The sequence below is a fragment of the Vibrio sp. 10N.286.48.B8 genome (assembly GCF_003050085.1).
Classification (GTDB): Bacteria; Pseudomonadota; Gammaproteobacteria; order Enterobacterales; family Vibrionaceae; genus Vibrio; species Vibrio crassostreae.
Genome location: NZ_PIGD01000001.1, coordinates 207,204 through 230,292 on the forward strand (window position 1 = coordinate 207,204; position 23,089 = coordinate 230,292).

Sequence of the window (23,089 nt, forward strand, 5' to 3'; positions counted from 1 at the left end):
GTAATTTACGTAAGTTTTAAATTTAAAATTCGATATTAAGCGTGCTTCAAGCTTGCATGCGGGTGAACGCCCGAACCTGACGCTTTCGGCGCTGGGTGCATCGCTTGATATTCAGCGTTAAGCACTTGAATCACACTCTGAGCGAGGCTTACTGCCCAGAAGCTGCCAGCAACAGTCAGGCTCAGATAATCTTCCGAAAGCTCAACCAAGCCATTCTTTTCCCAATGTGAGAACAGAGGCTTCAAGTAATCGAACGTGTCTTGTCCCATAAAGGTCGGCAACGTACTTCTTCTAACAACACCAGAATCGAAACCTGCCTTTAATGTTGAGAAGATAGGCTCTAATGAGCTTTGTTTCGTCATCATGGCAATAGGTAATTGACCTTGCTTTATAGACTCCATGTAGCTGTCTAAAGTTCGATGCTGCATCACACCATGACCGCCGATGTTGCCACCAGCGCCACAACCAATGGGTAGAACCTCGGCATAAGTTTTCGCTAAGCTGTTGTAAATGCTGCGTTCGCGGTTATCACGAGTCCAGTGGTTTACGCTCAGTTGCTTGACCTTATTTTTTGCCATGAACTCCACACCCGCCAAGTACATACTCGCCTTATCTGGCGTATTCGCAGGCGGTGGGATTTTTCCTTTCTCAACAAGATTAAGCATAGGTGCATTGCCCGCAACAATCAGTTGGTAGAGGTCAATGCCGTGTGCGCCAGTAGACATGTAGTCTTCTAAATCTTGTTGGAACACTTCCATAGATTGGTGTGGTAATCCGTATAGCAAATCAAGAACGATTGGTGCTTGCTCAGTACGGCTTAGTGAACTGATACGTTCTAGCACAACCTCTCGGTCATCTAGGCGTTTAGCACTGCGTCGAACTTGAGTATTGAAACTTTGAATACCGAATGAGAAACGATTGAAGCCACCTTCAAGCGCACGATCAAACATCTCGTCGCCAAATCGATTGATGCGCCCTTCTAAGGTCATTTCCACATCATTGGCGAGTGGGAAGTGTTGGCGGATAGCCTTGCCTAATAACTCGACTTGTTTAGGCGATAAATCGGTTGGGGTTCCCCCGCCGATATAAACAGCATGAAATAATCCAGACTGAGCCCAAGGCGTTTTGGCTTTCTGCTTTAACTCAACCATCAGAGCATCGAAGTACTCATCCACTAATTTTCGGCTTGCAGCATTTTGGAAGAAGTTACAGAACGTACAGCGCACACGGCAGAAAGGAATGTGGATATACAGGCAACGTTTATCCTGTTTTTCCCCTTCGCTTAGCATCAGTTCATCAAAGAGTTCTAACTTCTTACTGGGGTCGACCGGAATTGAACTTCCTCCGGCGTGTGCAGAGTGCTTTTTGGCAAACGCAAAACGAAGCGGATCAGGGCTAGAAACACCCAAGATTGATTCGTCAAATTTATAAATATCAAGACTCATATAATCTCTCTAAACACTTACATAGCAAAGCCTGGAAGACTATTCGCTAAAAACTGAGAGAAGCATAGATACACGCAAATGATAATGCAATTGATAATTGATCTTATTTAGATTCTAAGCAATAATCCGATACAGAATTTTGATTTGGTAAAGGATTGACTGTGAACGTTCCTAGATATGTTATTGCAGGCGGAGCATCGTTAGTGATTCATGCAGCGTTGTTGTTTGTCGCTCAAGAATCCAAAGTATTTGCGATGCCTGCAGGTAGCCAATCGAGCACGGTATCGATCAACTTCACTCCTAAGAGCATTCCTTCACAAGCTCAGCAAAAAACAATCACAGAACCTGTTGAACCAGAGCCAGTAAAAGAAACAGTCTCGCAAGCCGAACCTAAACCAGTCGAACCAAAAACGGTTGAGCCAAAGCAAGCTAAGCCAACCCCAAAGAAAAAAGCACTCACCAATAAGCCTCAGTCAAAGAAAGTTGAGAAAAAAGTAATTGAGAAGAAGGTCGTCGAGAAAAAGCCAGTTCAAAAGAAACCAGTGACTGAGAAAAAGGTAGTTAAGAGAGAACACCCAGAGCTGAAACCAGCCACTCAAGCAGAGAAGTTGGCCGACAAGAAAGTCGATAAGAATATGGACGAGTCTGCCAACCAACCTCAGGAAGTAAACCAAGGCGTATCAAACCAAGAGCCAGTGCTAGTCACTAAGCCTTCTTTTTCTGCACGCCCTACACCGCCGAATTATCCTCGCCAAGCCAGACGTCGTGGCGTTGAAGGTGTTGCAACTTATGAGATCTGGTTAGACGCAGAAGGCAAACAAATTAAACAAGCATTAGTAAATTCATCAGGCGCACTAATGCTCGATAACGCCGCTTTAGACGCCATTAAACAATGGAAATTCTCACCTCATACTGTCAATGGTCGAGCGATTGCTCACCGAGTACAAATACCTGTTCGTTTTAGGTTGGATTAATCATGCAACAAATCAGTTACTTACAAGATCAGCTGGGCTTAATGACTTGGCCTCTTCTTATCTGTTCAGCACTAACAGCAATGATCATCGCAGAGCGTGTATTCCAAGTCATGCTCAGCATTGGTGTGGGCAAACGAGCCATTCGTCGTGAGCTAAACCAAATCTCACCAACCAACAGTAAAGAGATTGAAGCGCTTGCTCAGTCGATTTCAGATAAACGCCCGCTACTGTACAAGGGCGTGTCAATGTTGCTTGCTCACCACTCTTTCTCAAAAGGGTTGCGTGAAGATGCTGCTGGCATTTGGCTACAAGAAAAACGCCACCAGCTTCATGCAGGTTTAAGACTGCTTGGTTTGATCGGCGTGATCAGCCCACTCATCGGCTTGCTTGGCACGGTACTTGGCCTTATTGAAATGTTCAAAGGTGTTGCCGCGACAACAGGCAGCATCACGCCCAATGATTTGGCAGACGGTCTTGGATTAGCAATGAGAACGACTGCCGCAGGCTTGATGATTGCACTTCCTGCTATTTCAGGTGCACAACTATTAGGCCTTTGGGCTGACCGAGTGCTTGCTCAGTTAGAACATACTCTGAACTATGTGAATGTGTGGCTAGAAGGCATGTCGATTCAAACGAATCAATCCGATGATACTCAAGGTAAGCCTGACAACAAAACCTCTATCGGTGATGTGAGCCAAGCATGATTAAAACGCCCCACTCATCGAACACACAGAGCCTGGCTCCTGACTTAACGCCGTTACTCGACATCATTTTTATCGTGATGGTTTTCCTATTGCTTACTGCATCGGTAAAGCTGGAATCGCTAGAAGTTGAGCTGCCAAGCTCGGATGTCAAAAACGTTTCTGAAGTCCACAAAGATTCGATTAGTGTCAATATTTTAGACCACGAACCCTACTGGGCGATTAACGGCCAAGAGTACATCGACTGGGAAAATTTCAAGATAGCCTTGTTAGAAGAGACAGGTTCTGCGGATAAAAAGCCGATCATCATTGGCGCAGATAAAGCTGCCAACGTGGAGAACCTAGTGAAGTTGCTTTCATTCCTTCAAGAGAACGGAATACCAGCGACTCAATTGCTCACTGACGATGGCTAGAACAACTCTCTATTTTCATGAGGTTAGGCTCTAGTTACTAAGACCAAATAGCCAGAGCTAAACCTCTCTATAGATTCGAACTCACAATGCGAACGGACTTCTCACTGAGTATCTTCGCAATTACTCTCCATCACAAGAAAGTATAAAGATAAATATTATGAACAACTTAAACGTGCTCAATAAATTAAAGACCAAGACACTCTTCCTTTCATTAGCAGCAATCAGCCTGGCACTTAGCGCATCACCCACAATGGCCAACGACGCTGAACAACCTCGCATCATCAGTGCTGGCAGTGCCGTTACAGAATTAGTTTTAGCCCTTGGCGCAGAAGAACAGTTGGTGGGTATTGATGTAACCAGTCGCTTCCCTCAGTCTGAAAACCTACCAAAGATTGGCTACCACAGAAACCTGTCTGCGGAAGGTTTACTTGCCCTAGAGCCAACCACACTGATTGGTTCTGATGAAATGGGACCAGACAACGCGATCTCTCAATTAAAATCGGCAGGGGTCGATGTAGAAATCGTCAATACCGAAGCAAATGTTGAAGGGTTATTAAAGCGCATCGACCAAATCGCCAAGATTACCGATACCGAAGCACAGTCACAGCAAGTTAAAGCTGAAGTAAATCAGAAGATTGCTGCACTGAAAGCGAACCAAGTACCAAGCAACGAAGCGAAGAAGGTGCTTTTCTTATTGCTGCATGAAGGTCGTCCTGCGAACGTTGCCGGTGGTGAGACTTCACCAAACGCGATCATTGAATTGGCTGGCGGTGTGAACCCTGCCGCTCAAAGCCTTACGTCATACAAGCCACTATCGATGGAATCACTGGTAGAAATGCAACCAGATGTGATCCTAGTCAGTGGCCGTAGCTACCAAAAAATGGGCGGAGCTGACGCCATCCTTAAATCGTTGCCTATGTTAGCGGCAACTCCTGCAGGTATGAACAAGCAAATCATCACGGTTAATGGCAGCGCTTTAGTGGGCGGACTTGGTCTGGAAAGCCTTTCAGAAGCGAAACGACTAAACGCACTTATCTATCCGCTATAACTCGACTACCCTATTTCTGCTATCGCTATCCCACTTCCCTTTATCCACAGACTCACGTTGTTGGTACAAGGAATTAAAGTTAGCGATAGATATTGAGGCCCTTTATGTTGTTACGATCTGTCCCACTGAAAACATCGATGTTAGGCCTAGGTGCAACCCTAGCCTTTGTCGCGCTGTACTCAATCACTGTTGGGCCAATGAACATCAGCTTGGCGGACAGCGCTACAAGCTTAATTAACCGAAACAATGACTTAGCCCCCCACATCAACTTAGTGATCCAAGAGATCCGCTTACCTAGAACCATTTTGTGCATGTTGATTGGTGCAATCCTCGCCTTATGTGGCGCGGTCATGCAGGGGTTATTTCGAAACCCACTTGCCGAGCCTGGCATCATTGGCGTATCTGCGGGTGCGGCCTTAGGGGCAGCGCTAGCTATTGTTTTGTTTTCTGAGCTTTCACTTCAATACCCGGCATTCATGAACTTTGCCGCAGTGCCTGTGTTTGCCTTTTTGGGCGGCGCTCTAACCACATTGCTGGTTTACAAACTTGGTACTGGCAAATTCGGCACCTCAGTAACTATCATGCTATTAGCAGGTGTGGCGATCAGCGCACTTTCAGGTGCAGGGATTGGCTTCTTAAACTTCATCGCAGATGATCAAATGCTACGTGACCTGTCGCTATGGTCGATGGGTTCTCTGGCAGGTGCCAAGTGGTCGGGTATCTTGCTCGCTGCAGTTACTCTCGTTGGTCTGTTTGTCGTTTTTTACCGCCAAGCAATGTCTTTGAATGCCTTACTCTTAGGTGAATCAGAAGCGCAACACCTAGGCATTCCAGTTCAAAAACTGAAACGACAGCTGATTCTACTGACTGCCGCAGGCGTTGGTATCACGGTGAGCCTGTCTGGCATGATTGGTTTTATTGGCCTAGTGATACCTCATTTAGGTCGTATGTTGGCAGGGCCTGACCACCGAGTTCTTCTACCACTATCTGCGGTACTAGGCGCATTGTTGTTAACAGCCGCAGACATGTTCTCACGCGTTGTACTGGCACCAGCAGAGCTGCCAGTGGGTATTGTCACAGCTATCATCGGCGCTCCATTCTTCTTGTATCTACTATTCCAACAGAAAGGGAGAATCCTTTAATGTTTCCTGCAGCGTTAAAAGCAACCGACATCGAAGTGAAGTTCGGCAGCAAAGTGATATTAGATGGCGTTTCTATTGAGATTGAAGCAGGAAAGGTAACCACATTGCTTGGGCCAAACGGCGCAGGAAAAAGCACGCTGCTGAAAGCTTTATGTCAGGAGATATCGAGCACGGGTGATATCCAGTATTTTGGACATGTCAAAGACAAGTGGCCTTCACGCAAGTTGGCGAAACATTTGGCTATGCTTCCTCAACACAGTACCTTGACCTTCCCTTTTTTGGCACATGAAGTTGTTGAGCTTGGTGGTATACCTCTGCAAGAATCTAACAAGAAGCTGACCAGCATTGCTAGCCAAAAAATGGATGTTGCTGATGTGACTCACCTAAGTGAAAGACTCTACCCTTCGCTATCTGGCGGTGAAAAACAGCGAGTTCACTTGGCTCGAGTATTAACTCAACTCCACCACTCTGGCGATCAATGTATCTTGATGCTTGATGAACCCACATCAGCACTGGATCTTGCCCACCAGCACAACACCTTAAAGATCGCGAGAGAGCTAGCCGACAACCACAATGCCGCCGTTATCGTGGTTCTGCACGACCTAAACCTAGCCGCTCAATATTCTGATCGACTCGTAGTATTAAAAGACGGTAGCTTGGTATGTGATGGCAGCCCTTGGGAGGCACTTCAACCTTCAATGATTGAGGATGTATACGGCTACAAAAGTATAGTAGAAAAGCACCCAACCATGAGCTTCCCTCAGGTTCACCCCGCCCAATAGACTCGATTTAGAACCCACTCATTTTGAGTATTCGTTCCTAATAACAGTTAAGTCATTCTAAGCCTCGATTTTCTCGAGGCTTTTTATTGGCTCATAGCCTCTCTCTCGCCTGAAACTCAATTTTATTAGCAACCATAGCAATGAACCCCACAACGTCTCACTCCGAGCGTTTGAGGCTCTAGAAATAAACAGTATCAGTTAGTGTTGCTTAGTTTTTTGCAACTAAGATTGAATATAAGAGGCAAACGTAAGCATTTAAAAAGAAAAGAAATAACTTCATTTGGAACTAAATACAGTTAGCGGCAACGGTGTGAGAGCAAGAGAAAAAGAGCGAGATAAATGAAATTGCAGGCACAAAAAAAGCCCCCGTAGGAGCTTCTTTCATTGTGTATTGATTATTGGCTCATTCGAATCAATGATTTACCAATCAACCACTCAAGTTCTTTACCGCTAGAATCGCCAAACTGAGTTTCAGTCAGCTTGTATAGACGATCAATACCGTTTGCAGCGAACTCATGAGCGCTCTCAGCAGTAACGATATGATGGAAAAGTAAACGTAAGATTGCTAGGAACTCAGCGTCTTCAAGTGCTGCAACCCAGCTAGCTGAAAATGCGTCAAGGCCATTTTCGAAGTCAATGTGTTCCATGAACATCTTGAAAATACGACCGTCTAGAGCAGCAGTAAAATCCGTTTTCTTTGGAAAGTGATGACTAATACCTGTACGAGAAACGCCTGTTTGTTGACTCAACGTCGTGTATGACATCTTGTCGTAACCCAACCTTAGTAACTGGTCTACAACGGCATCCATGATCTTCTGGATTGTGATTTCTGTATCTTCTTTACTACGCTTTGGCATATTCAGGCTCTTCTCTTTGTAAATCCATCTAACTCAATCAAATGAAGTCAGAATGAAAATTGTTATCAGCATTATGTGAGCAAGGCATTTTTTCGCAAGTATTTCCATTAAAATACCCACCAGTACTTCGCATAAACAACTTTACAGTGCTGCCTCTTTGGGCACTTTGTCTAATTATTCTTCGAAAGTAACCTTACCGCTCTAAGTGGTTAATCTAAAATAACTACTTAGAATATCAAATACCCAACAATAAATTCATTGTATAAATACCTATCAAGCAATAGATAGTCTTATAAAATTAGTCACGACGCAACTAACTGAATGATATTCTAACAAATTAATGACACTGCTTTTCAACAAAACATGAGATAGATCACATACATATTTGTCGGCGCGAATGTACATATTCATTTAACCCCGCAACAAACAACATAGCATACCAATGCAAATTAGTTCAAAGATTTTAATTTTTGTAGATACAGTTCAAATTGCTCGTTAGAATAACCTCAGATTTTGTAAGAGGATTATTTATGAGCCAAGATATTGGTAACAACGACGTATGTGAAGCTTGCGGCTGCGCGGGCGAAATCGGGTTCATCATCAAAGAAGGCGACGATGTTGCTGAGGTAACAGTTTACGGTAACTCTAAAGCCCTTATTGAAGCTGAATTCGCTAAGTACGTTGAGTTAGCAAAGCAAGTGTCTAGCAATGTTGAATTTGAAGCGTCAGAGATGACTGAAGAAAGCACAGAATTGCATGCACGCTTTAAATTTGAAGTAAGCGCTGAAAAGATTATTTTCGAACTTAAGACTCGCTCTCTAGCTCGCTAATATAAGCACTTACACGCACACTATTAAAAGACGAGTTTATTGCTCGTCTTTTTTTATTATTTCAACCCAACCTAGAGCACCATTAGTCTCAAAGTCATTTTCAGCCGCACATTTAATCACAACACCCGACACCTCAACGATAGCACCGACACTATATGCCCTATCATTGTAATAACAAACTCGTTGCTGTGAACCACTCTGAGTGACGACGACTGCCGCCTTTGCTGGCGTTGATATTATTTCATTAGTACTTGCTGATATTGAGCAAAGCACCGCGGATAAAATCACAAAAATTGTCAGAATTTGACGCTTTATTCGAATCATAGATTTACCTTTCATTGTCTCTGATTCCTATTTACCTACCAACAAATGAGTAAAACACTATGCGAGAATAATTTTTTCATTATAGTGTTAACGTCTATCGTAATAAGAAGCTCGTTATGCTCCGAATAATTGCACTTATTATTGGTTCTTTAACCATAACAAATGTGACTGCAGAACCACTCGATCAGTATCAAATATTGAACCATCTCGACAATTACGGAAACTTATATCTACGAAATAAGCCTTATACATCACTACCCACTGGGTTAATTGTTGATGGCAATCTAAATATAGAGAACACAGCGATCACTCGCCTGCCTAAAGGCTTAGAAGTTAACGGTAGCCTCAAAGGCTCTAACAGCCAGCTCTCTCGAGTTCCGACTGGAATTAAGATAAAAGGCTACGCCGACTTAATTGGCAGCAAAATCACCAGCTGGCCAAGAGGCGTAAGAGTGGGTGGTTTTATCAACCTCACTGATACTCCACTTCAGAGGCTACCTAATGGCTTTAGAGTGAAAGGCGATCTGAGCGTGATTCGTACGCCTTTAACAGAACTACCAAACGGGATAATCATTGATGGTGACTTATATATAGGTGGTTCTGGGATCACAACGTTTCCCGATACCATGACAGTCAAAGGCAACATCTATCTAGGCGGCAACACTGTAACCACATGGCCAACCAACCTAGAACTCGGTGGCGCCGTCGCTCGATAGTTCAACCCAAACTTTAGGTCTTAAAAGCAGATGGTCAGCAACAAAAAAGGAGCCTAAGGCTCCTTTTTCAGTTCCATCAATGAACTCGTTTGCTAACACTCGTTAGCCGATATTCTTCACTGGGTTCGCATAGCTATCGATCAAGTATTGACGAGCGCCTTGTGGCAAAGTCGATAACTTCTCTTCAAACTCTTGCTTAACCGCAGCTGTAATCGACTCGTCTTCTCTTTCCGCTGCTAGCAAGTTAACTGGGAACAGCTTGTAGTTATCGTGGATCTGACGATCGATCTCTTCAGCAAGAGCTTCAGGCGTATCAAAATCTTGGTCGATAACCTGACCGAAGCCGACGTGAACGCGTCCTTTATTACCGATGATGCCTTGAATGATACTTTCGATATCTTCAAACTCACCCTTTTCGTAACTACCGTTTACGTCTTTTTCGAAAAGCTCTATCGCTTTAGCTGTGTCACATGGGTCGTTCTCGTAAGAAATAGCCACAGGAACGATCTTCAATGACTTCACATATTCAGGGAAAGCAATTTTTTGCTTACGTCCTTCAACGTGAAACATTTTCAAGATTGCTGGCTCAGTAAAATCGTTACCGTCTTTAGCGCGACCTTCCTTTTGAGCGATCCAGATTGAGTTGCCCGTTTCTAAAGAATGCTTAATGTAAGAAGACAGCTGCCCTAGTGCTTTCATCATCTCACGCGGTCCTTTCAAAGAACGCTTTACGATGAAGCTCTTGTTCAAACGCATCAACTCCGTCGCACATGGTTTCTTCAGCAGGTTATCACCAATAGCGATACGACAAGTCTGATGGTTGTTTTGATGCAGGGCGTAGTTTACTAATGCAGGATCCATAGCAATGTCACGATGGTTCGATACAAACAGGTAAGCTTGATCCGCATCCAGTGACTCTACGCCAGTGTATGTCACACCTTGGGTCGTCTTAGCCAATGTATCGCGTAAGTACTTTTTCACTTCAATTTGAATGGATTCAACGCTGGTCAGCTTGCTCCACTTCATTTTTAAGTACACACGTAAAATAGGGCTCATTAATGCTTTGAACCAAGACGCATGGTTTGAAAAACGATAGTGCAAGATTGCACTGATAAATTCTTCATCATTAATAAGACGGTTTAGTGCCGCTGGAATTTCATCATCGCCGTAAGGACGAATATCAACATATGGATCGGTTGGAGAGGTCATTTTTTCATTCATATAATAAAAAGCTGGCTCATTCTACGCGTTGTTTTGACTTCTCGCAGCTACAGAGCCCATACTTTTGACAAGGTCAGACCAGAAACAGTGAAAATCCCCTGTTATTGTTGGCATTCTTTAAGATTAACGGTAATCTTGACGCCCCAAAATTAAGGTACTATCTATGAACTTCGCTATTGAATATACATCGGCTTACTTTTCACACTTGGTGATCACACCACGCAAGAAAGTACTAAAACATAGCCTTGTATCGGTTCAAAGTGGCTTGGTTTTGATCAAACTGGGTAAGCAAGAGTACGCTGTTGAACCTGGCCAAAGCGTTTGGATTCCCTTTGACTGCTTAACTTCGTTGACTTACTTCCCAAACACTCAAATTAGCCGTGTCGACTTTTCTGTACGTTTGACGGATTCATTCCCAAGACAAGCGGGGTACATTACGCAAACTAACCTCTCTTCGGCACTATTAGAAAAGCTAGAGCAGACCAAAGCTCGCGCTTCCAATGCCAATAATACGGAACAAGCGTTTAAAGATATGCTTTCTGTATTGAAGCAAGAAGTGCTGTCGTTTAAACCACTGCTTTGCGAAAGTGCGCTTTCTCAGCGATTCAATCAATGGAACATTGATGATTCAAACCTACCACAAGAGCACACTCTGGTGATGGTGATGCGAGAAGCAAAGAAACGTATGCAGTCAGGCCAAAAACGTTCACTTGTGATTGATGATCTGTTCTCAGGTAAAGAGGAAGAGTTCGAGCAACTGTGTATGCTTGTTTTTGGTGAAGATTTATAGCTTGGCGGTAAGTGAGAGTTGGTATTTAAACTAATAAGCCAGATACTAAAAAGCTGCAAAAACTGAGTTTTTGCGGCTTTTTTAATTCTTAGTGTTTTTACATAGATAGCAATCTATCTATGTCACTACCTGTCTAAAATGGCAATTCAACCTGCATCATTAGGTCGGCGTCACGTGAGTCATGCCAACGATAATCAAAGCGCATACGCGGCTGCCCTTCTACTTTCTCACCAAAACCGATGCTGAGTTGAAGACCATGATTCATCAACCACTCTTCCGTCGACATATCATACTGCTCGTCTTCCAGATCTTCGGGAAACCACATCCCCAAACCTACATAGTTTGATTCAATGCTTTGTGTCAGTAGTGGGGCGTCTTTACTTTGAAGAACCCAATCAGACCAATAATCAGGTGTACTTTCTGGTTCATCATCGCTCAGCCCACTGATTTCCATCATACGTTGGCCAAAAGACTCGATACTCGAAGAAAAGTCCAAGCAATTATCGTCACTAGAAGTCAGCATGATCGAATCTAAGCTAAAAAAGTCACATTCAGCGTATGCAGGCATACTGCATGCTGTTATCAACAACGTCGCTGGTATCGCGCGCTTTAGCATAGTCATCAGACCTCTTGAATTAATGAATCTACATTATTGTATACAGACCACTATCTTGCAACATCTTTGTAACTGACTTAGTGCTCAGTTTTGATACATCGCTTCCACTTATCAACGCATTACGAATGTCTGTACTACGAATTTTGACTTTTTCAGGGCAAGCCATTATAGACCACTGCTCGGTAATCTCATCTGATTTATAGAAAGATGAGAACTTAAAGAAGTTATCTGGGCCAATCACAAACGTCAGTTCAGCGTCACGATGTAACTTTTGAAGTTCACTGAGCACTGCAAAAGTCGTGACGCTTTCACCTGGGGTAAATAGGCTCTTTTCGATCAAAGAAAGCTCCACTTGATCCAGTGAAAGATCACTAATAAATGCGTTAACTAACTGACATCTCGTATCAAAGTCTAGCATCTCTTTTCCCCAAGCATGGGCAATACTTGGAACCAGAAGAATCTTGTCGAAATGAGCCAGTGAATCAATCACACTTTTATGCCCTAAGCTCGGCGGATTAAACGCACTACCGAAAATGGCTATTTTTTCCATTATTAATTACTGCCTTCTCTTTCTAAGCTTGTGCAAAGAGGTTTTTAAATCGAATGATTTAGGTATGATAACACTAGATTTTTAATTTGCTTGCAGGAAAGGAATACGAATGGAACAGTTAATTCGTGACGAAATGCGCGTACTACCTTCAATTGACCCTCACTTCGAAGTGACTCGTCGTGTGGACTTTATCAAAACGAAACTTCAACAGTCTGGCTGCAAGTCCCTGATCCTTGGTATCAGTGGCGGTGTAGACTCAACGACCTGTGGCCGCTTGGCACAAATGGCCGTTGATAGCCTTAATGAAACTGCTGGTAGCAACGACTACCAATTCATCGCAGTTCGCCTACCTTACGGTGAACAAAAAGATGAAGACGAAGCGCAACTTGCGCTGTCTTTCATTCAGCCTTCTCAATCTGTTTCTGTAAACATCAAAGCGGGTGTTGATGGGCTTCACGCTGCATCTCACGTTGCGCTTGAAGGTACAGGCTTACTACCAACAGACTCAGCAAAAATCGACTTTGTGAAAGGTAATGTGAAAGCTCGCGCTCGCATGATCGCACAATACGAAATTGCAGGTTACGTTGGCGGCCTTGTGATTGGTACTGACCATTCAGCAGAAAACATCACTGGCTTCTACACCAAACACGGTGACGGTGCATGTGATTTAGCGCCTTTATTTGGCCTGAACAAGCGTCAAGTTCGTGAACTAGCAGCAACACTGGGCGCTCCAGAGCTACTGGTTAAAAAAGTGCCAACCGCTGATCTAGAAGAGCTTGATCCACAAAAAGCCGATGAAGCAGCCTTGAACCTTTCTTACGATCAGATTGATGATTTCCTTGAAGGCAAAGAAGTGCCTCAAGACGTGTCTGACCGCTTAGTGGGCATCTACAAAGCAACACAACACAAGCGTCAACCAATCCCGACGATCTACGATTAATGCTTTAAGTTAATCTCAAATTAAAAAGGCCGGAAGTTCAACTTCCGGCCTTTTCTATTTTATGAAGGGAATGACTTAATTAGCCATTAATCAACAACTTCGATATCGGTTTGAGGCACACTGCAACATGCCAGTATCTGACCCATATTACGTTCATGCTCTTGCAATGCTGGTACATCCGGTTGATGAACTTGCCCTGACTCAAGGGTCACTTTACAAGCGCCACAGAAACCAGCACGGCAGCTTGAAGCAATAGACACACCGGCCGACTCAGCTTGCTCTAGCAGGGTTGATTGGTTATTACCTTCAAACAGGTAGCCATTGACACTTAGCTGCAGCTGCTTCACCGCCTCTTCGGTAGACTGAGCCACACCAAATGCTTCTTGATGGTAATGCTGAGGGTTGAGTCCCATTTGAATCAGCAGTTTCTTTGCATTATCCATAAAACCGTCAGGGCCACACACGAACGCTTGGCGCTTGTGTAGATCTTCAATTTTAGCGACATGAGACACGCTCAAACGTCCAGACAAACCATCCCACTCTTTCGTTGGTTGGCTCAATGAATAAATCACACTTAAGCCTTCGTGCTCTTTGGCGATCTGGTCAATCTCAGCTTGATAAGGGATGTCTTCTTCGCTGCTGCATTGATGATAGAAAACCACGTCATCAATTTGACCATGGTCGGCTAGGTAGCGAAGCATCGACAGCATTGGCGTAATACCGCTGCCTGCAGACAAAAGCAATAACGGGTGAGTTGGATTCGCTTCTAAGTAGAACGCACCATCTGGATTTTGAGCAACCAAAGTATCACCCACTTGGAAGTGATCATTTAACCAGTTAGAGATTTGACCATCGTCCACTCGCTTCACAGAAATCGCCAAACGGCCTGCGCGTGATGGGCTAGAAGATAACGTATAACGACGAGAAACCTTCTCGCTATCAATCACCATCTCAATCGGTAGATGCTGCCCAGGCTGGTAACTTGGTAGTGAGTGGTTCTCTTTCGCTGGTTCTAGCCAAAACGTTGTAAAGTCGCGAGCGATCTCTTCACGTTCAACACAGGTTAAATGCAAAGACTCGACCCAAGTGTCTTCATAATGCTCTTTCTCTTTGGTTTCGAGAACTTCAACCACGTCACCCGCTTTAATCAAACCCTCGTTTTTTGCCACAAGGTTTTGACCAAAGAATACGCCACCACGCTCATTCGCTCTGAATGTAGAGAAGGTATTAAGAGGCTCTTTTGTCGCTCTGAATTCGCCGCTCTCAACATCTACTGTCGTTAGGATACAACGCTCACAAGGTTTCACCGCTTCGAATTCAACCTCGCCGATACGGATACGCTTCCAACCATCTTCAGCAAAGGCTTCTGTATTGGATACAACAAAATTGGTACGGAACTGATCCATCGAATGGACTTCAGGACTGCGGCGATTGAGCTCATCTAGAGAGGCTTGGCTAATCACCAACATTGGATAGCCGTCAGCGAAACTGACATTCTGACCAAGCTTTTCTCGGACACGATTTGATTGCTCGCCAGAGAACAGTAACTCAACACGAACACCCAACACGTCACTGAACCAATCATCTGCTTTATCACATGTCGTGTATGCCGTGAAGCTGTCTTTCCACACCGTTGCAGGCGCTTCTTGCATCTTGAAGTTTGCATATTTCAGACGCAGTGGCTCTTTACCTTCATAAGTAAAAATCAAACCGTCTGGCTGCAAACTTGAAGAGACCTTAACCATCTTCGGGTACTTGCGCGCTGTAACCATTGAGCCGTCAGCCAATGCCAGCATGAAACGTCTGTCAAAAGTGAGACCTTGTTTTTCAACCCAAGCAGAAGAAAGCGCAATGCCGCCCACTGATTTAACCGGAAACACATTGATTTGAGATAAGGAAGGAGCTTGCTCTGAAGCCTTTCGATCTAGAGGTGACTGCGACATAACGATTCCAATGTTTTGTTGTTTGTCCCAATGCTAACAAATGGTTATAAATAGATAAACTGGCAGCTACTAAACACTTGATACTAAGCTATTATCTTGAGATGTTTAGCTTTCTACCTTGATACATTAAGGCAGCAATGCAGTAACACTCTCCATACGTTCTATACTTTGAACACAATTACTGCATTGAACTTTCATTGAATAAAAAGGATTTATCATGAACAAACTCGTCATTATCATTTTATGTGTACTGCTTCCGCCTGTTGGTGTGTTCTTCGCTCGTGGTGCAGGTAAAGATCTGCTGATTAACATCATCCTGACCTTCTTCTTCTGGGTGCCAGGAATGATCCACGGGCTTTGGGTGGCGACTCGATAGCTCGTCCTCAAAATTAAATACCGAATAAAATACGAAGAAAAACAAGCTCCTAACCCTGAAGAGTTAAAAATAGGATGAAATGAAAGTGCTTTTCCACTATCATCCTGTCGCCTAAACGTAAGCGATTGCTTTCACAGATTTCGCCGAGTTTAGGCTCCAACTACATAACACTTCAAATGGTGGGAGCCTTCAATGACACAACTTACGATTACTCGTCCTGACGACTGGCACGTTCATCTACGCGATGGCGAAGTATTAAAAGATACAGTGCGCGATATCAGCCGCTACAATGGTCGAGCGTTAATCATGCCAAATACCATCCCACCGGTAACCGATACCGAAATGGCTCTTGCTTACCGTGAACGCATCATGGCAGAGCAGCCAAGCGAGCAGTTCCAGCCTCTAATGGCACTTTACCTGACAGACAACACAACACCTGACGAAATTCGCAAAGCGAAAGAGTCTGGTGCAGTAGTCGCTGCAAAGCTTTACCCAGCAGGCGCGACGACTAACTCGGATTCAGGTGTAACTTCGGCTCAAAAGATTTACCACGTGTTAGAAGCCATGCAAGAAGTGGATATGTTGCTACTGGTTCATGGTGAAGTAACCACTCACGATGTTGATATCTTTGACCGTGAGAAGCAATTCCTAGACACCGTGCTAGCGCCGATTGTTAACGACTTCCCTAACCTGAAGATTGTTCTAGAGCACATCACAACTGCTGATGCTGCAAACTTCGTTAAAAACGCGAACGACAACGTAGCGGCAACCATTACTGCTCACCACTTGCTTTACAACCGCAACCACATGTTGGTTGGCGGCATTAAGCCACACTTCTACTGCCTTCCTATCCTGAAGCGCAACACTCACCAGTTAGCACTTATCGAAGCGGCAACAAGCGGCAGCAAGAAGTTCTTCTTGGGTACAGACTCTGCACCACACGCAAAAGGCGCAAAAGAGTCAGCATGTGGTTGTGCGGGTTCTTACACAGCGCACGCTGCCGTTGAACTGTACGCAGAAGTGTTCGACTTAGAAGGTAAGATTGAGAACCTAGAAGCGTTTGCAAGCCACAACGGCCCTGACTTCTACGGTATTCCACGTAACACGGACACCATCACTCTTGTTAAAGAAGAGTGGAACGTTGCTGAAACGATGCCTTTTGGTTCAGACATCGTTGTGCCAATCCGTGGCGGCGAGACGATTGCTTGGTCTGTAAAATAAACGCTTAGTCGGTAAATAAGCGCTTATATTGCAAAATAAGAGCGTGGTGTTAATTAAACACGACCCATTAGATTAAAGGGGCACCATAATTATTATGGTGCCCCTTTTCGTCTCGTGGAGAGAGGGTTTTATTAAGATCAATAATGAGCGATTACTTACCGCGAATTTTTCCAATCACAGTCCAAACAGCAACGACGATCAATCCAGCTAAGACGCCGATAACACCGTTCAACAGAGTTGGAACCACCGCTGTCGCTATCGTATGTCCACGAAAATCCATAATAATCGGCTCAATTAAGTGATGAATCGCAGGAACGTTGTGCACCACAATGCCACCGCCAACCAAGAACATCGCTGCAGTACCGACCACAGCAAGCGTCTTCATTAACTTGGGCGCAAACGCGACTAGCCCGTTACCCAATTGAGTTTTCATGGTACTTCCATTCGATGTTCGCTGCAGATAGAAGCCTAAATCGTCCAACTTAACGATCCCTGCCACTAAGCCATAAACACCAATCGTCATCACTACCGCAATCAAACTCACGACAAGAATCTGAGTAAGGATACTTGTACCCGTCACAGTACCCAGTGCTATCACGATGATTTCCGCCGATAAGATGAAGTCGGTACGAATCGCGCCAGCGACCTTTCTCTTCTCGTATTCCTCTATGGATTCACCAGTACTCGTATCTTCCCCCTTTTCATCATCATGATGAGCATGAGGAAAGAGCTTCTCTAAGATTTTCTCTGCGCCCTCAAAACAAAGAAACAGACCACCAATCAAAAGCAAAGGCATGATCAGCCAAGGAATAAAGGCACTGATCAATAATGCCGCGGGCACCAAAATCAGCTTGTTTTTAAATGAGCCTTTGGCAACCGCCCATACCACTGGGATTTCTCGCTCAGCAGAAACACCGGATACCTGCTGGGCATTCAGCGCTAAATCATCCCCCAACACACCAGCGGTTTTTTTCGCTGCGACCTTAGACATCAGTGCGACATCATCCAATACGGTTGCAATGTCATCCAGTAGCGTTAATAAACTTGCTCCAGCCATTTTATGGTCTCTTTTAAGGGATTAAACAATTGATAAAATGTAACACCATCAATTCACTCGTCAAAGTTATGAGTCTGTAAAAAATAGAGTCACAAGTTGTGTTTTCTATTGCCGGATCAGCTAGACAGGACTAGTCTGTCCTCATCTTTCGCGAACATAAAAGAAGAAGTATAGATGAAAAGTGAATACTCCTACCCAATTGGTAAGCCAGGACAAAGATGGCAAGAAGCAGAACGTCAAGCATGGTTCGCTCAAAGAACCGTTAAGCGTGAATACCAGCAAGAAGTCGTGCCAAAAATCCAAGCATTAGCAGACCGCTTTGATATCGAGCAATACGGTGCATTGAGCTACGATGAAGCTCGCTTCCCGCTTTTTGCAATCAAAAGTAAAAACTGGGACGAGTCAAAGCCGACGATTCTGGTAACCGGTGGTGTTCACGGTTACGAAACCAGTGGTGTGCATGGCGCTATCAAATTTGCAGCGACCCAAGCAGAGAAATACGTAGCGCACTTCAACATTGTAGTAGCACCTTGTGTAAGCCCTTGGGGTTACGAAGTGATTAACCGTTGGAACCCAAATGCTGTTGATCCAAACCGCTCTTTCTATGACGGTACGCCAGCAGAAGAATCAGCAAACCTACGTGCGTTAGTCGCTTCTTTACCAGAAGTCTTGGTTCACGTTGATCTACACGAAACGACAGATTCTGACGAAACAGAATTTCGACCAGCACTCGCAGCACGTGATGGTATTGAGTACATTGAAGGTATGATTCCAGACGGCTTCTACACAGTTGGCGATACTGAAAATCCACAGCCAGAATTCCAAGCGGCGGTGATTGCTTCAGTAGAAAAAGTAACGCACATTGCGCCAGCAGATGCAGACGGCAAGATCATTGGTTCTGAAGTTACCCAACATGGTGTGATTAACTACCCAATGAAGAAGCTTGGCTTATGTGGCGGTGTGACTGACTGTAAGTACGGTACAACCACAGAGGTTTACCCGGACAGCGATAAAGTGACAGACGAAGAGTGTAATGACGCTCAGGTTGCAGCGGTAGTCGGTGCTTTGGATTACGTTATTCAGCACGAACTGAACGCGTAAGCCAATAGCTAGTAGCTAGTCCCTTAGAACTAATCCCTAAAACTAAAAAAGAGCCACAAGTGACGAGTCGCTTTTAGCTCTTTTTTTGTCTCTTTCTCTTACCTGCCATTTCTTCTCAGGCATAAAAAAGCTCCCTTGCACACAGTACAAGAGAGCTTTGAAATAACACTGAAAAAGGAGTAATTAGCGAACTATATACTCCCCATACTCGATTACTTTATTTAGCGGTTTCACTAACGTTTTCTTGTCCTTTATCTACTTCAGTCAGTAGACCTTTCAACAAGCTAAAACAGCCAATAAGAAGAATGATCGTAAACGGCAGTGCAGCAATGATCGTGATCGATTGCAGAGCTTGAATAGATTGAGTACCACCAATCCACAACATTACCATTGCAATAGCGCCTGAGATAACCGCCCAAACCACTTTCTGTTTCACTGGTACTTCAAGCTTACCACCCGCCGTCATGCCATCGATAACGATAGAACCTGAGTCTAGCGTAGTCACGAAGAATACGATGATCAGTGCTACAGCGATAACAGATAGAATGCTACCAAACGGGTATGCGTCTAGCATGTAGAACAAGCTTAGAGATACATCTGTGATGCCTTGGTCGAGGCCAAGTTGCCCCACATGACTGATCACTTGCTCGATAGCCACGCCACCAAAGATAGACATCCAAGCCGATGTTACCAATGTTGGGATAATCAGTACGCAAAGTAGGAATTCACGCACCGTACGGCCTTTAGAAATACGCGCTACGAACATACCGAAGAATGGTGCATACGCAACCCACCATGCCCAGTAGAACACAGTCCAACCATGTAGCCATGTTGTGTCTTCTCGACCAGAACTTTGGCTCAATGCAACGATGTTTTTCACATAACCCGTTACCGCAGTCACCACAGAATCAAGCACAGTTGTGAAGTTCAGAACAGCGATAAGACCAAGGAATACGAACGCAATAACCATGTTCAAGTTACTAAGGAACTTAACACCACCGTCCATACCACGCATAACAGAGATGATCGCCAAGCCCATAATCAAAACGATAATAGATTGCTGAAGGAAGATGTTGTTTTCCAAGCCAAACACGTGGCTGATACCACTTGCTGCTTGTGTACCACCTAAGCCTAATGAGGTCGCAAGACCAAACAACGTAACCAGTACAGTAAGTACGTCGATCACATCACCGGTTTTGCCCCATACTCGTTCACCCAGAATTGGGTAGAACACGGAACGCATTGATAGCGGTAAGCCTTTGTTGTAAACAAAATACGCAAGACAAAGTGCCGTCATGCCATAGATAGCCCAAGCATGGAAACCCCAGTGGAATACGGTCGCACCCAGTGCCAATTCACGGCCAGCTTCTGTGAAAGGTTCTGCATCGAGTGGCGTTCCGAACCAGTTGGTGAAGAACGCCGTTGGCTCTGCAACACCCCAGAAAATAAGTCCAATACCCATGCCTGCTGCGAATAGCATCGCAATCCAAGATGACATTGAATAATCCGCAGTCGCGTCTTCGCCACCTAAGCGAACTTTACCCAAAGGTGAGAATGCAAGAATAACGGCAAAAACTAACATGATGTTGGCTCCCCACATAAAGAGGAAGTCAAACTTAGATAAAACAGCACCCTTGATAGAATCAATCGCAGCTTTGGCATCTGCAGGAGGAAGAGCAAGAAGAGTGATGATAAAGAGAAGAGATAAGCCTACTGAGGCTACGAAGACTGTGTTATGGACATCCATGCCCCATTTACTGACGTTATCTTGACCAACTTGATAGTCAGTAGAATCAATACTGTATTTTTTTGATTTAAAACTCATAAATTATGATGTTCGCATATCCGAATCAACGAATATAAGGACGCTCTCCATATCCAACTACTACTTGATTGGCTCGCCATTTCACAAAAATAAAACGTGATAAAAACCACCGAGCAAGGTGATAAATGGACTTACTGGCTCAATCCCAGGACGCGCATAATAGCACAGCACGAAGTATTTTGACTGAGTTTTTGCTCAATAGTCACCCAAAGCACCGTCAACCATGATAGTTGAGACAATAAAAACAGAATAAAATAAACAAATAAAAACCTTTAAATACAGCGCATTAAATTAAAATAACGCACCGTAAAATATCATTCAAAGTTTCTACAGATAATTTTACTAACCACCCAATTTATTTATAGCTCTAACAAAAAAGCCCCGCTATAGGGGCGGGGAAATTACCAAAGGTAAAAGAGAAATCAGTGTTAGGATGTCAGTGCTGCGATTAGCAGAGCAGCACTTCACATTTCAAAGACAGCACATTAGATCGCGAAGCAAAAACCTAGGTTGTAGTCTTCGCCATTCTTCGCCGTGAACTCTTTGTCTTCACTTGATGCATTCGGGCGGCCGCTTTCATCGCCTTTTACTAAGCTCACCCAGTGACGAATACCTGAAGAACGGCTAGCCTCAGTTTGGCCAAACGTGGTGCACGTCTCTAATTGGATATCTTGAATATCAACTAACTCCAGACGGCCTGTGCCTTTACGAGCGCCGATTGTCACTTCAACGTGTGTACCGCTTTCATCGCGGAATAGGATTGCTGAAGGCTTAGACTTGTCACCGGTGTAAGCTACAAAATGCTTAGCGCGTTTCAGGCCGGTGTGTTCACCATTTTTGAAATAAACCTGAACATGTCGGTAATCAATCTCGTAGCTCACTACATCTTCATGTGAACCAGTCTCTAGAGGAAATAGAGTATCAAGCAGCTGTTTCGCCATTTTTTGTTTTTCGAGTTGCTTGTCTGCTTTCACCATCTCGACGGCAAAGACAGCTTCAGCAATAAATGTTGAATGGTTTCTGTGAAGTTCTGTTTTGTCTAGTGTCAGCATATTCATAGTCTATCCCTCGTACGGCTTTAAATTTCATTTAGGTCAAACATCCCAATAGACCCTTTTCAAAATTGTTCTTTACTGTGTGGTTTCCATGTTTTTCATACTACTTGTATTTTTGAAACAATTTCACAACAAAAATTACACACTGTGAATTTTACTAAATCGCTTTTTTACACAAACCGGTATTTCGAGCCCCCAGCCCTTTATTTCACTGGGTTGAGGGTTCAGTAGAAACACGTTTACGTGTTGTTTGAATTTGTGTAATAACCCACTCCAACCAACTTATTGTCGATCACTCGATAGTAAGTATGCTTGGTTTCTACTTTGCTCGACAGCGGGTTTAACCATCGGTAGGTGTAAACACCTCGGCCGTTTTCTTTCGCAAGGTTCAACATCTCCGTGAGAATTGGCTTATCGTCAGGGCTTAGAATTTCGTTGTGTGAACGCCCGACAAGCTCAGGAGAAACCCCGTGCGCCAGCAGTTTCCCAGAGCTCATATCCATCACAAACACATACAAATCCCCTTCTACAAAGCTGCCTTCCGCGTCATTGAACTCAGTTAGGCTCTCTTGTTCTGACTCCACTATCGCGGTCATCGCTCTCGCCAGTAAATTCTTAGCCTCAGCCGCACTCGAACGTTCAGGGTAATAACCCACAGCCACAATCACATCGCCTACTCGCTCAAAGAAAGTCGTTTTCGGTTCACCCATACGATCAGTCGGATTCGTCCAGTGATACTTCACTTCACCAAAACCGTTGTGTACCGCTTTGGTGATCATTTCACGGAAAAAAGGATTGCCGTAAACGTCTTGCGTGTCCAACACACTGTCGCCCACCAGCACCATCGAAGATCCGCCACTGGCAAGGAATTGGCCATCGATGCCCAAAGCAAACACATATAGCTCCCCATCGATATATTCAGGGTCACTCATAAAGTCTTTAACGCTTTCATCGCCATCCTTTTGAACATGGACCACCGCTTTAGCAAGGAGAGTTTTGGCTCTTCTTTCTGCATCACTGACAACGTGTGGTTCAGAAATATCGAGCACGTTTACAGGCTTGGCTTCTTTCTCCGTTTCAGAATGTTCGGCGCGTAAACCAATGCCACTCACTACAGCAAACACGGCACAACCAATGAGGATGATTCTGGATAAATTCATGG

24 protein-coding genes are annotated in these 23,089 nt (G+C 44.3%); 13 read left to right on the forward strand and 11 right to left on the reverse strand.

The window, feature by feature from the left end; genetic code table 11:
- Positions 1-35: 35 nt before the first annotated feature.
- A complete protein-coding gene (gene hutW / locus CWO08_RS00890) occupies positions 36-1,445 on the reverse strand; it encodes a heme anaerobic degradation radical SAM methyltransferase ChuW/HutW (protein ID WP_107898378.1) in 1,410 nt (469 codons plus the stop codon).
- Positions 1,446-1,606: 161 nt separating this feature from the next.
- Here hutW and CWO08_RS00895 point away from each other — a divergent pair, with 161 nt between their 5' ends.
- The 6 genes from CWO08_RS00895 to CWO08_RS00920 all read left to right on the forward strand — a co-directional run bounded on the left by CWO08_RS00895 (position 1,607) and on the right by CWO08_RS00920 (position 6,505).
- Positions 1,607-2,419: an energy transducer TonB gene (locus CWO08_RS00895; protein WP_108019499.1), complete on the forward strand. Its 813-nt coding sequence runs from the start codon at positions 1,607-1,609 to the stop codon at positions 2,417-2,419.
- A gap of 2 nt (positions 2,420-2,421) precedes the next feature.
- The gene (locus CWO08_RS00900) at positions 2,422-3,123 is read left to right on the forward strand and encodes a MotA/TolQ/ExbB proton channel family protein (protein WP_048662370.1); all 702 of its coding nucleotides are present in this window, start codon (positions 2,422-2,424) and stop codon (positions 3,121-3,123) included.
- Positions 3,120-3,533 (forward strand): biopolymer transporter ExbD, encoded by a 414-nt coding sequence (locus tag CWO08_RS00905; protein ID WP_102433070.1) that lies wholly within the window; start codon positions 3,120-3,122, stop codon positions 3,531-3,533. The genes CWO08_RS00900 and CWO08_RS00905 overlap by 4 nt, the downstream gene beginning before the upstream one ends.
- 157 nt (positions 3,534-3,690) lie before the next feature.
- Positions 3,691-4,581, forward strand: a complete 891-nt coding sequence (locus tag CWO08_RS00910; protein WP_102529956.1) for a hemin ABC transporter substrate-binding protein — start codon at positions 3,691-3,693, stop codon at positions 4,579-4,581.
- A gap of 104 nt (positions 4,582-4,685) precedes the next feature.
- Positions 4,686-5,723 carry an iron ABC transporter permease gene (locus CWO08_RS00915; RefSeq protein WP_102433068.1) on the forward strand — a complete coding sequence of 346 codons (1,038 nt, stop codon included), beginning with the start codon at positions 4,686-4,688 and terminating at the stop codon, positions 5,721-5,723.
- Positions 5,723-6,505 (forward strand): heme ABC transporter ATP-binding protein, encoded by a 783-nt coding sequence (locus tag CWO08_RS00920; protein ID WP_048661095.1) that lies wholly within the window; start codon positions 5,723-5,725, stop codon positions 6,503-6,505. The genes CWO08_RS00915 and CWO08_RS00920 overlap by 1 nt, the downstream gene beginning before the upstream one ends.
- Before the next feature lie 395 nt (positions 6,506-6,900).
- Here the strand turns inward: CWO08_RS00920 and CWO08_RS00925 are convergent, their stop codons facing one another.
- Positions 6,901-7,362, reverse strand: a complete 462-nt coding sequence (locus CWO08_RS00925; protein ID WP_102433067.1) for a TetR/AcrR family transcriptional regulator — start codon at positions 7,360-7,362, stop codon at positions 6,901-6,903.
- A gap of 530 nt (positions 7,363-7,892) precedes the next feature.
- On the opposite strand from CWO08_RS00925, the gene CWO08_RS00930 reads away from it, so the two are divergent.
- Positions 7,893-8,192 (forward strand): YfcZ/YiiS family protein, encoded by a 300-nt coding sequence (locus tag CWO08_RS00930; protein WP_017062761.1) that lies wholly within the window; start codon positions 7,893-7,895, stop codon positions 8,190-8,192.
- Between the two features lie 36 nt (positions 8,193-8,228).
- Here the strand turns inward: CWO08_RS00930 and CWO08_RS00935 are convergent, their stop codons facing one another.
- Complete coding sequence (locus CWO08_RS00935) at positions 8,229-8,531, reverse strand: DUF1496 domain-containing protein (protein WP_108019501.1); 303 nt, start codon at positions 8,529-8,531, stop codon at positions 8,229-8,231.
- Between the two features lie 101 nt (positions 8,532-8,632).
- On the opposite strand from CWO08_RS00935, the gene CWO08_RS00940 reads away from it, so the two are divergent.
- Entirely contained in the window at positions 8,633-9,232 is a 600-nt protein-coding gene (locus CWO08_RS00940) for a hypothetical protein (protein WP_048662376.1), read from the forward strand.
- Positions 9,233-9,334: 102 nt separating this feature from the next.
- Here CWO08_RS00940 and CWO08_RS00945 read toward each other — a convergent pair whose 3' ends face one another.
- Positions 9,335-10,441 (reverse strand): 1-acyl-sn-glycerol-3-phosphate acyltransferase, encoded by a 1,107-nt coding sequence (locus CWO08_RS00945; RefSeq protein WP_102433118.1) that lies wholly within the window; start codon positions 10,439-10,441, stop codon positions 9,335-9,337.
- Positions 10,442-10,616: 175 nt separating this feature from the next.
- On the opposite strand from CWO08_RS00945, the gene CWO08_RS00950 reads away from it, so the two are divergent.
- Entirely contained in the window at positions 10,617-11,243 is a 627-nt protein-coding gene (locus CWO08_RS00950) for a hypothetical protein (RefSeq protein WP_048661092.1), read from the forward strand.
- A gap of 133 nt (positions 11,244-11,376) precedes the next feature.
- On the opposite strand, the gene CWO08_RS00955 is transcribed toward CWO08_RS00950, so the two are convergent.
- Together CWO08_RS00955 and CWO08_RS00960 are read right to left on the reverse strand one after the other, a co-directional pair.
- Positions 11,377-11,865 carry a hypothetical protein gene (locus CWO08_RS00955; protein ID WP_048661091.1) on the reverse strand — a complete coding sequence of 163 codons (489 nt, stop codon included), beginning with the start codon at positions 11,863-11,865 and terminating at the stop codon, positions 11,377-11,379.
- Positions 11,866-11,887: 22 nt separating this feature from the next.
- Positions 11,888-12,409 (reverse strand): nicotinate-nicotinamide nucleotide adenylyltransferase, encoded by a 522-nt coding sequence (locus CWO08_RS00960; protein WP_108019503.1) that lies wholly within the window; start codon positions 12,407-12,409, stop codon positions 11,888-11,890.
- 109 nt (positions 12,410-12,518) lie between these two features.
- Here CWO08_RS00960 and nadE point away from each other — a divergent pair, with 109 nt between their 5' ends.
- Entirely contained in the window at positions 12,519-13,349 is an 831-nt protein-coding gene (nadE, locus tag CWO08_RS00965; protein WP_055319374.1) for an ammonia-dependent NAD(+) synthetase, read from the forward strand.
- An 86-nt stretch (positions 13,350-13,435) separates the two neighbouring features.
- Here nadE and CWO08_RS00970 read toward each other — a convergent pair whose 3' ends face one another.
- Positions 13,436-15,292 carry a hybrid-cluster NAD(P)-dependent oxidoreductase gene (locus CWO08_RS00970; protein WP_108019505.1) on the reverse strand — a complete coding sequence of 619 codons (1,857 nt, stop codon included), beginning with the start codon at positions 15,290-15,292 and terminating at the stop codon, positions 13,436-13,438.
- 217 nt (positions 15,293-15,509) lie between these two features.
- On the opposite strand from CWO08_RS00970, the gene CWO08_RS00975 reads away from it, so the two are divergent.
- Both CWO08_RS00975 and pyrC read left to right on the forward strand, forming a co-directional pair.
- A complete protein-coding gene (locus CWO08_RS00975) occupies positions 15,510-15,668 on the forward strand; it encodes a YqaE/Pmp3 family membrane protein (RefSeq protein ID WP_004731890.1) in 159 nt (52 codons plus the stop codon).
- 192 nt (positions 15,669-15,860) lie between these two features.
- A complete protein-coding gene (pyrC, locus tag CWO08_RS00980; RefSeq protein ID WP_050632884.1) occupies positions 15,861-16,889 on the forward strand; it encodes a dihydroorotase in 1,029 nt (342 codons plus the stop codon).
- Positions 16,890-17,040: 151 nt separating this feature from the next.
- Here pyrC and CWO08_RS00985 read toward each other — a convergent pair whose 3' ends face one another.
- Complete coding sequence (locus CWO08_RS00985; protein ID WP_102433064.1) at positions 17,041-17,946, reverse strand: DUF808 domain-containing protein; 906 nt, start codon at positions 17,944-17,946, stop codon at positions 17,041-17,043.
- Between the two features lie 174 nt (positions 17,947-18,120).
- On the opposite strand from CWO08_RS00985, the gene CWO08_RS00990 reads away from it, so the two are divergent.
- Positions 18,121-19,047: a M14 family metallocarboxypeptidase gene (locus CWO08_RS00990; RefSeq protein WP_102433063.1), complete on the forward strand. Its 927-nt coding sequence runs from the start codon at positions 18,121-18,123 to the stop codon at positions 19,045-19,047.
- Positions 19,048-19,264: 217 nt separating this feature from the next.
- Here CWO08_RS00990 and CWO08_RS00995 read toward each other — a convergent pair whose 3' ends face one another.
- From CWO08_RS00995 to CWO08_RS01005, 3 genes are all read right to left on the reverse strand, one after another.
- Positions 19,265-20,872: a BCCT family transporter gene (locus tag CWO08_RS00995; protein WP_102433062.1), complete on the reverse strand. Its 1,608-nt coding sequence runs from the start codon at positions 20,870-20,872 to the stop codon at positions 19,265-19,267.
- A gap of 485 nt (positions 20,873-21,357) precedes the next feature.
- On the reverse strand, positions 21,358-21,930 hold the full coding sequence (locus CWO08_RS01000; RefSeq protein WP_017064292.1) for a malate synthase: 573 nt from the start codon (positions 21,928-21,930) through the stop codon (positions 21,358-21,360).
- Between the two features lie 236 nt (positions 21,931-22,166).
- Positions 22,167-23,087, reverse strand: coding sequence for a cache domain-containing protein (locus tag CWO08_RS01005; RefSeq protein WP_102398398.1), 921 nt, complete (start codon positions 23,085-23,087; stop codon positions 22,167-22,169).
- Between the last annotated feature and the right edge of the window lie 2 nt (positions 23,088-23,089).

What these genes read in the sequence shown, in the direction of transcription:
- CWO08_RS01000 (WP_017064292.1), bottom strand. Translation starts at nt 21,930, where the DNA reads ATGAATATGCTGACACTAGACAAAACAGAACTTCACAGAAACCATTCA.
- CWO08_RS00910 (WP_102529956.1), top strand. Translation starts at nt 3,691, where the DNA reads ATGAACAACTTAAACGTGCTCAATAAATTAAAGACCAAGACACTCTTC.
- CWO08_RS00940 (WP_048662376.1), top strand. Translation starts at nt 8,633, where the DNA reads ATGCTCCGAATAATTGCACTTATTATTGGTTCTTTAACCATAACAAAT.
- nadE (WP_055319374.1), top strand. Translation starts at nt 12,519, where the DNA reads ATGGAACAGTTAATTCGTGACGAAATGCGCGTACTACCTTCAATTGAC.
- CWO08_RS01005 (WP_102398398.1), bottom strand. Translation starts at nt 23,087, where the DNA reads ATGAATTTATCCAGAATCATCCTCATTGGTTGTGCCGTGTTTGCTGTA.
- CWO08_RS00990 (WP_102433063.1), top strand. Translation starts at nt 18,121, where the DNA reads ATGAAAAGTGAATACTCCTACCCAATTGGTAAGCCAGGACAAAGATGG.
- CWO08_RS00935 (WP_108019501.1), bottom strand. Translation starts at nt 8,531, where the DNA reads ATGAAAGGTAAATCTATGATTCGAATAAAGCGTCAAATTCTGACAATT.
- CWO08_RS00975 (WP_004731890.1), top strand. Translation starts at nt 15,510, where the DNA reads ATGAACAAACTCGTCATTATCATTTTATGTGTACTGCTTCCGCCTGTT.
- CWO08_RS00970 (WP_108019505.1), bottom strand. Translation starts at nt 15,292, where the DNA reads ATGTCGCAGTCACCTCTAGATCGAAAGGCTTCAGAGCAAGCTCCTTCC.
- CWO08_RS00955 (WP_048661091.1), bottom strand. Translation starts at nt 11,865, where the DNA reads ATGACTATGCTAAAGCGCGCGATACCAGCGACGTTGTTGATAACAGCA.
- CWO08_RS00930 (WP_017062761.1), top strand. Translation starts at nt 7,893, where the DNA reads ATGAGCCAAGATATTGGTAACAACGACGTATGTGAAGCTTGCGGCTGC.
- CWO08_RS00900 (WP_048662370.1), top strand. Translation starts at nt 2,422, where the DNA reads ATGCAACAAATCAGTTACTTACAAGATCAGCTGGGCTTAATGACTTGG.
- CWO08_RS00925 (WP_102433067.1), bottom strand. Translation starts at nt 7,362, where the DNA reads ATGCCAAAGCGTAGTAAAGAAGATACAGAAATCACAATCCAGAAGATC.
- CWO08_RS00985 (WP_102433064.1), bottom strand. Translation starts at nt 17,946, where the DNA reads ATGGCTGGAGCAAGTTTATTAACGCTACTGGATGACATTGCAACCGTA.
- CWO08_RS00905 (WP_102433070.1), top strand. Translation starts at nt 3,120, where the DNA reads ATGATTAAAACGCCCCACTCATCGAACACACAGAGCCTGGCTCCTGAC.
- CWO08_RS00960 (WP_108019503.1), bottom strand. Translation starts at nt 12,409, where the DNA reads ATGGAAAAAATAGCCATTTTCGGTAGTGCGTTTAATCCGCCGAGCTTA.
- hutW (WP_107898378.1), bottom strand. Translation starts at nt 1,445, where the DNA reads ATGAGTCTTGATATTTATAAATTTGACGAATCAATCTTGGGTGTTTCT.
- CWO08_RS00950 (WP_048661092.1), top strand. Translation starts at nt 10,617, where the DNA reads ATGAACTTCGCTATTGAATATACATCGGCTTACTTTTCACACTTGGTG.
- CWO08_RS00915 (WP_102433068.1), top strand. Translation starts at nt 4,686, where the DNA reads ATGTTGTTACGATCTGTCCCACTGAAAACATCGATGTTAGGCCTAGGT.
- CWO08_RS00945 (WP_102433118.1), bottom strand. Translation starts at nt 10,441, where the DNA reads ATGACCTCTCCAACCGATCCATATGTTGATATTCGTCCTTACGGCGAT.
- CWO08_RS00920 (WP_048661095.1), top strand. Translation starts at nt 5,723, where the DNA reads ATGTTTCCTGCAGCGTTAAAAGCAACCGACATCGAAGTGAAGTTCGGC.
- CWO08_RS00995 (WP_102433062.1), bottom strand. Translation starts at nt 20,872, where the DNA reads ATGAGTTTTAAATCAAAAAAATACAGTATTGATTCTACTGACTATCAA.
- pyrC (WP_050632884.1), top strand. Translation starts at nt 15,861, where the DNA reads ATGACACAACTTACGATTACTCGTCCTGACGACTGGCACGTTCATCTA.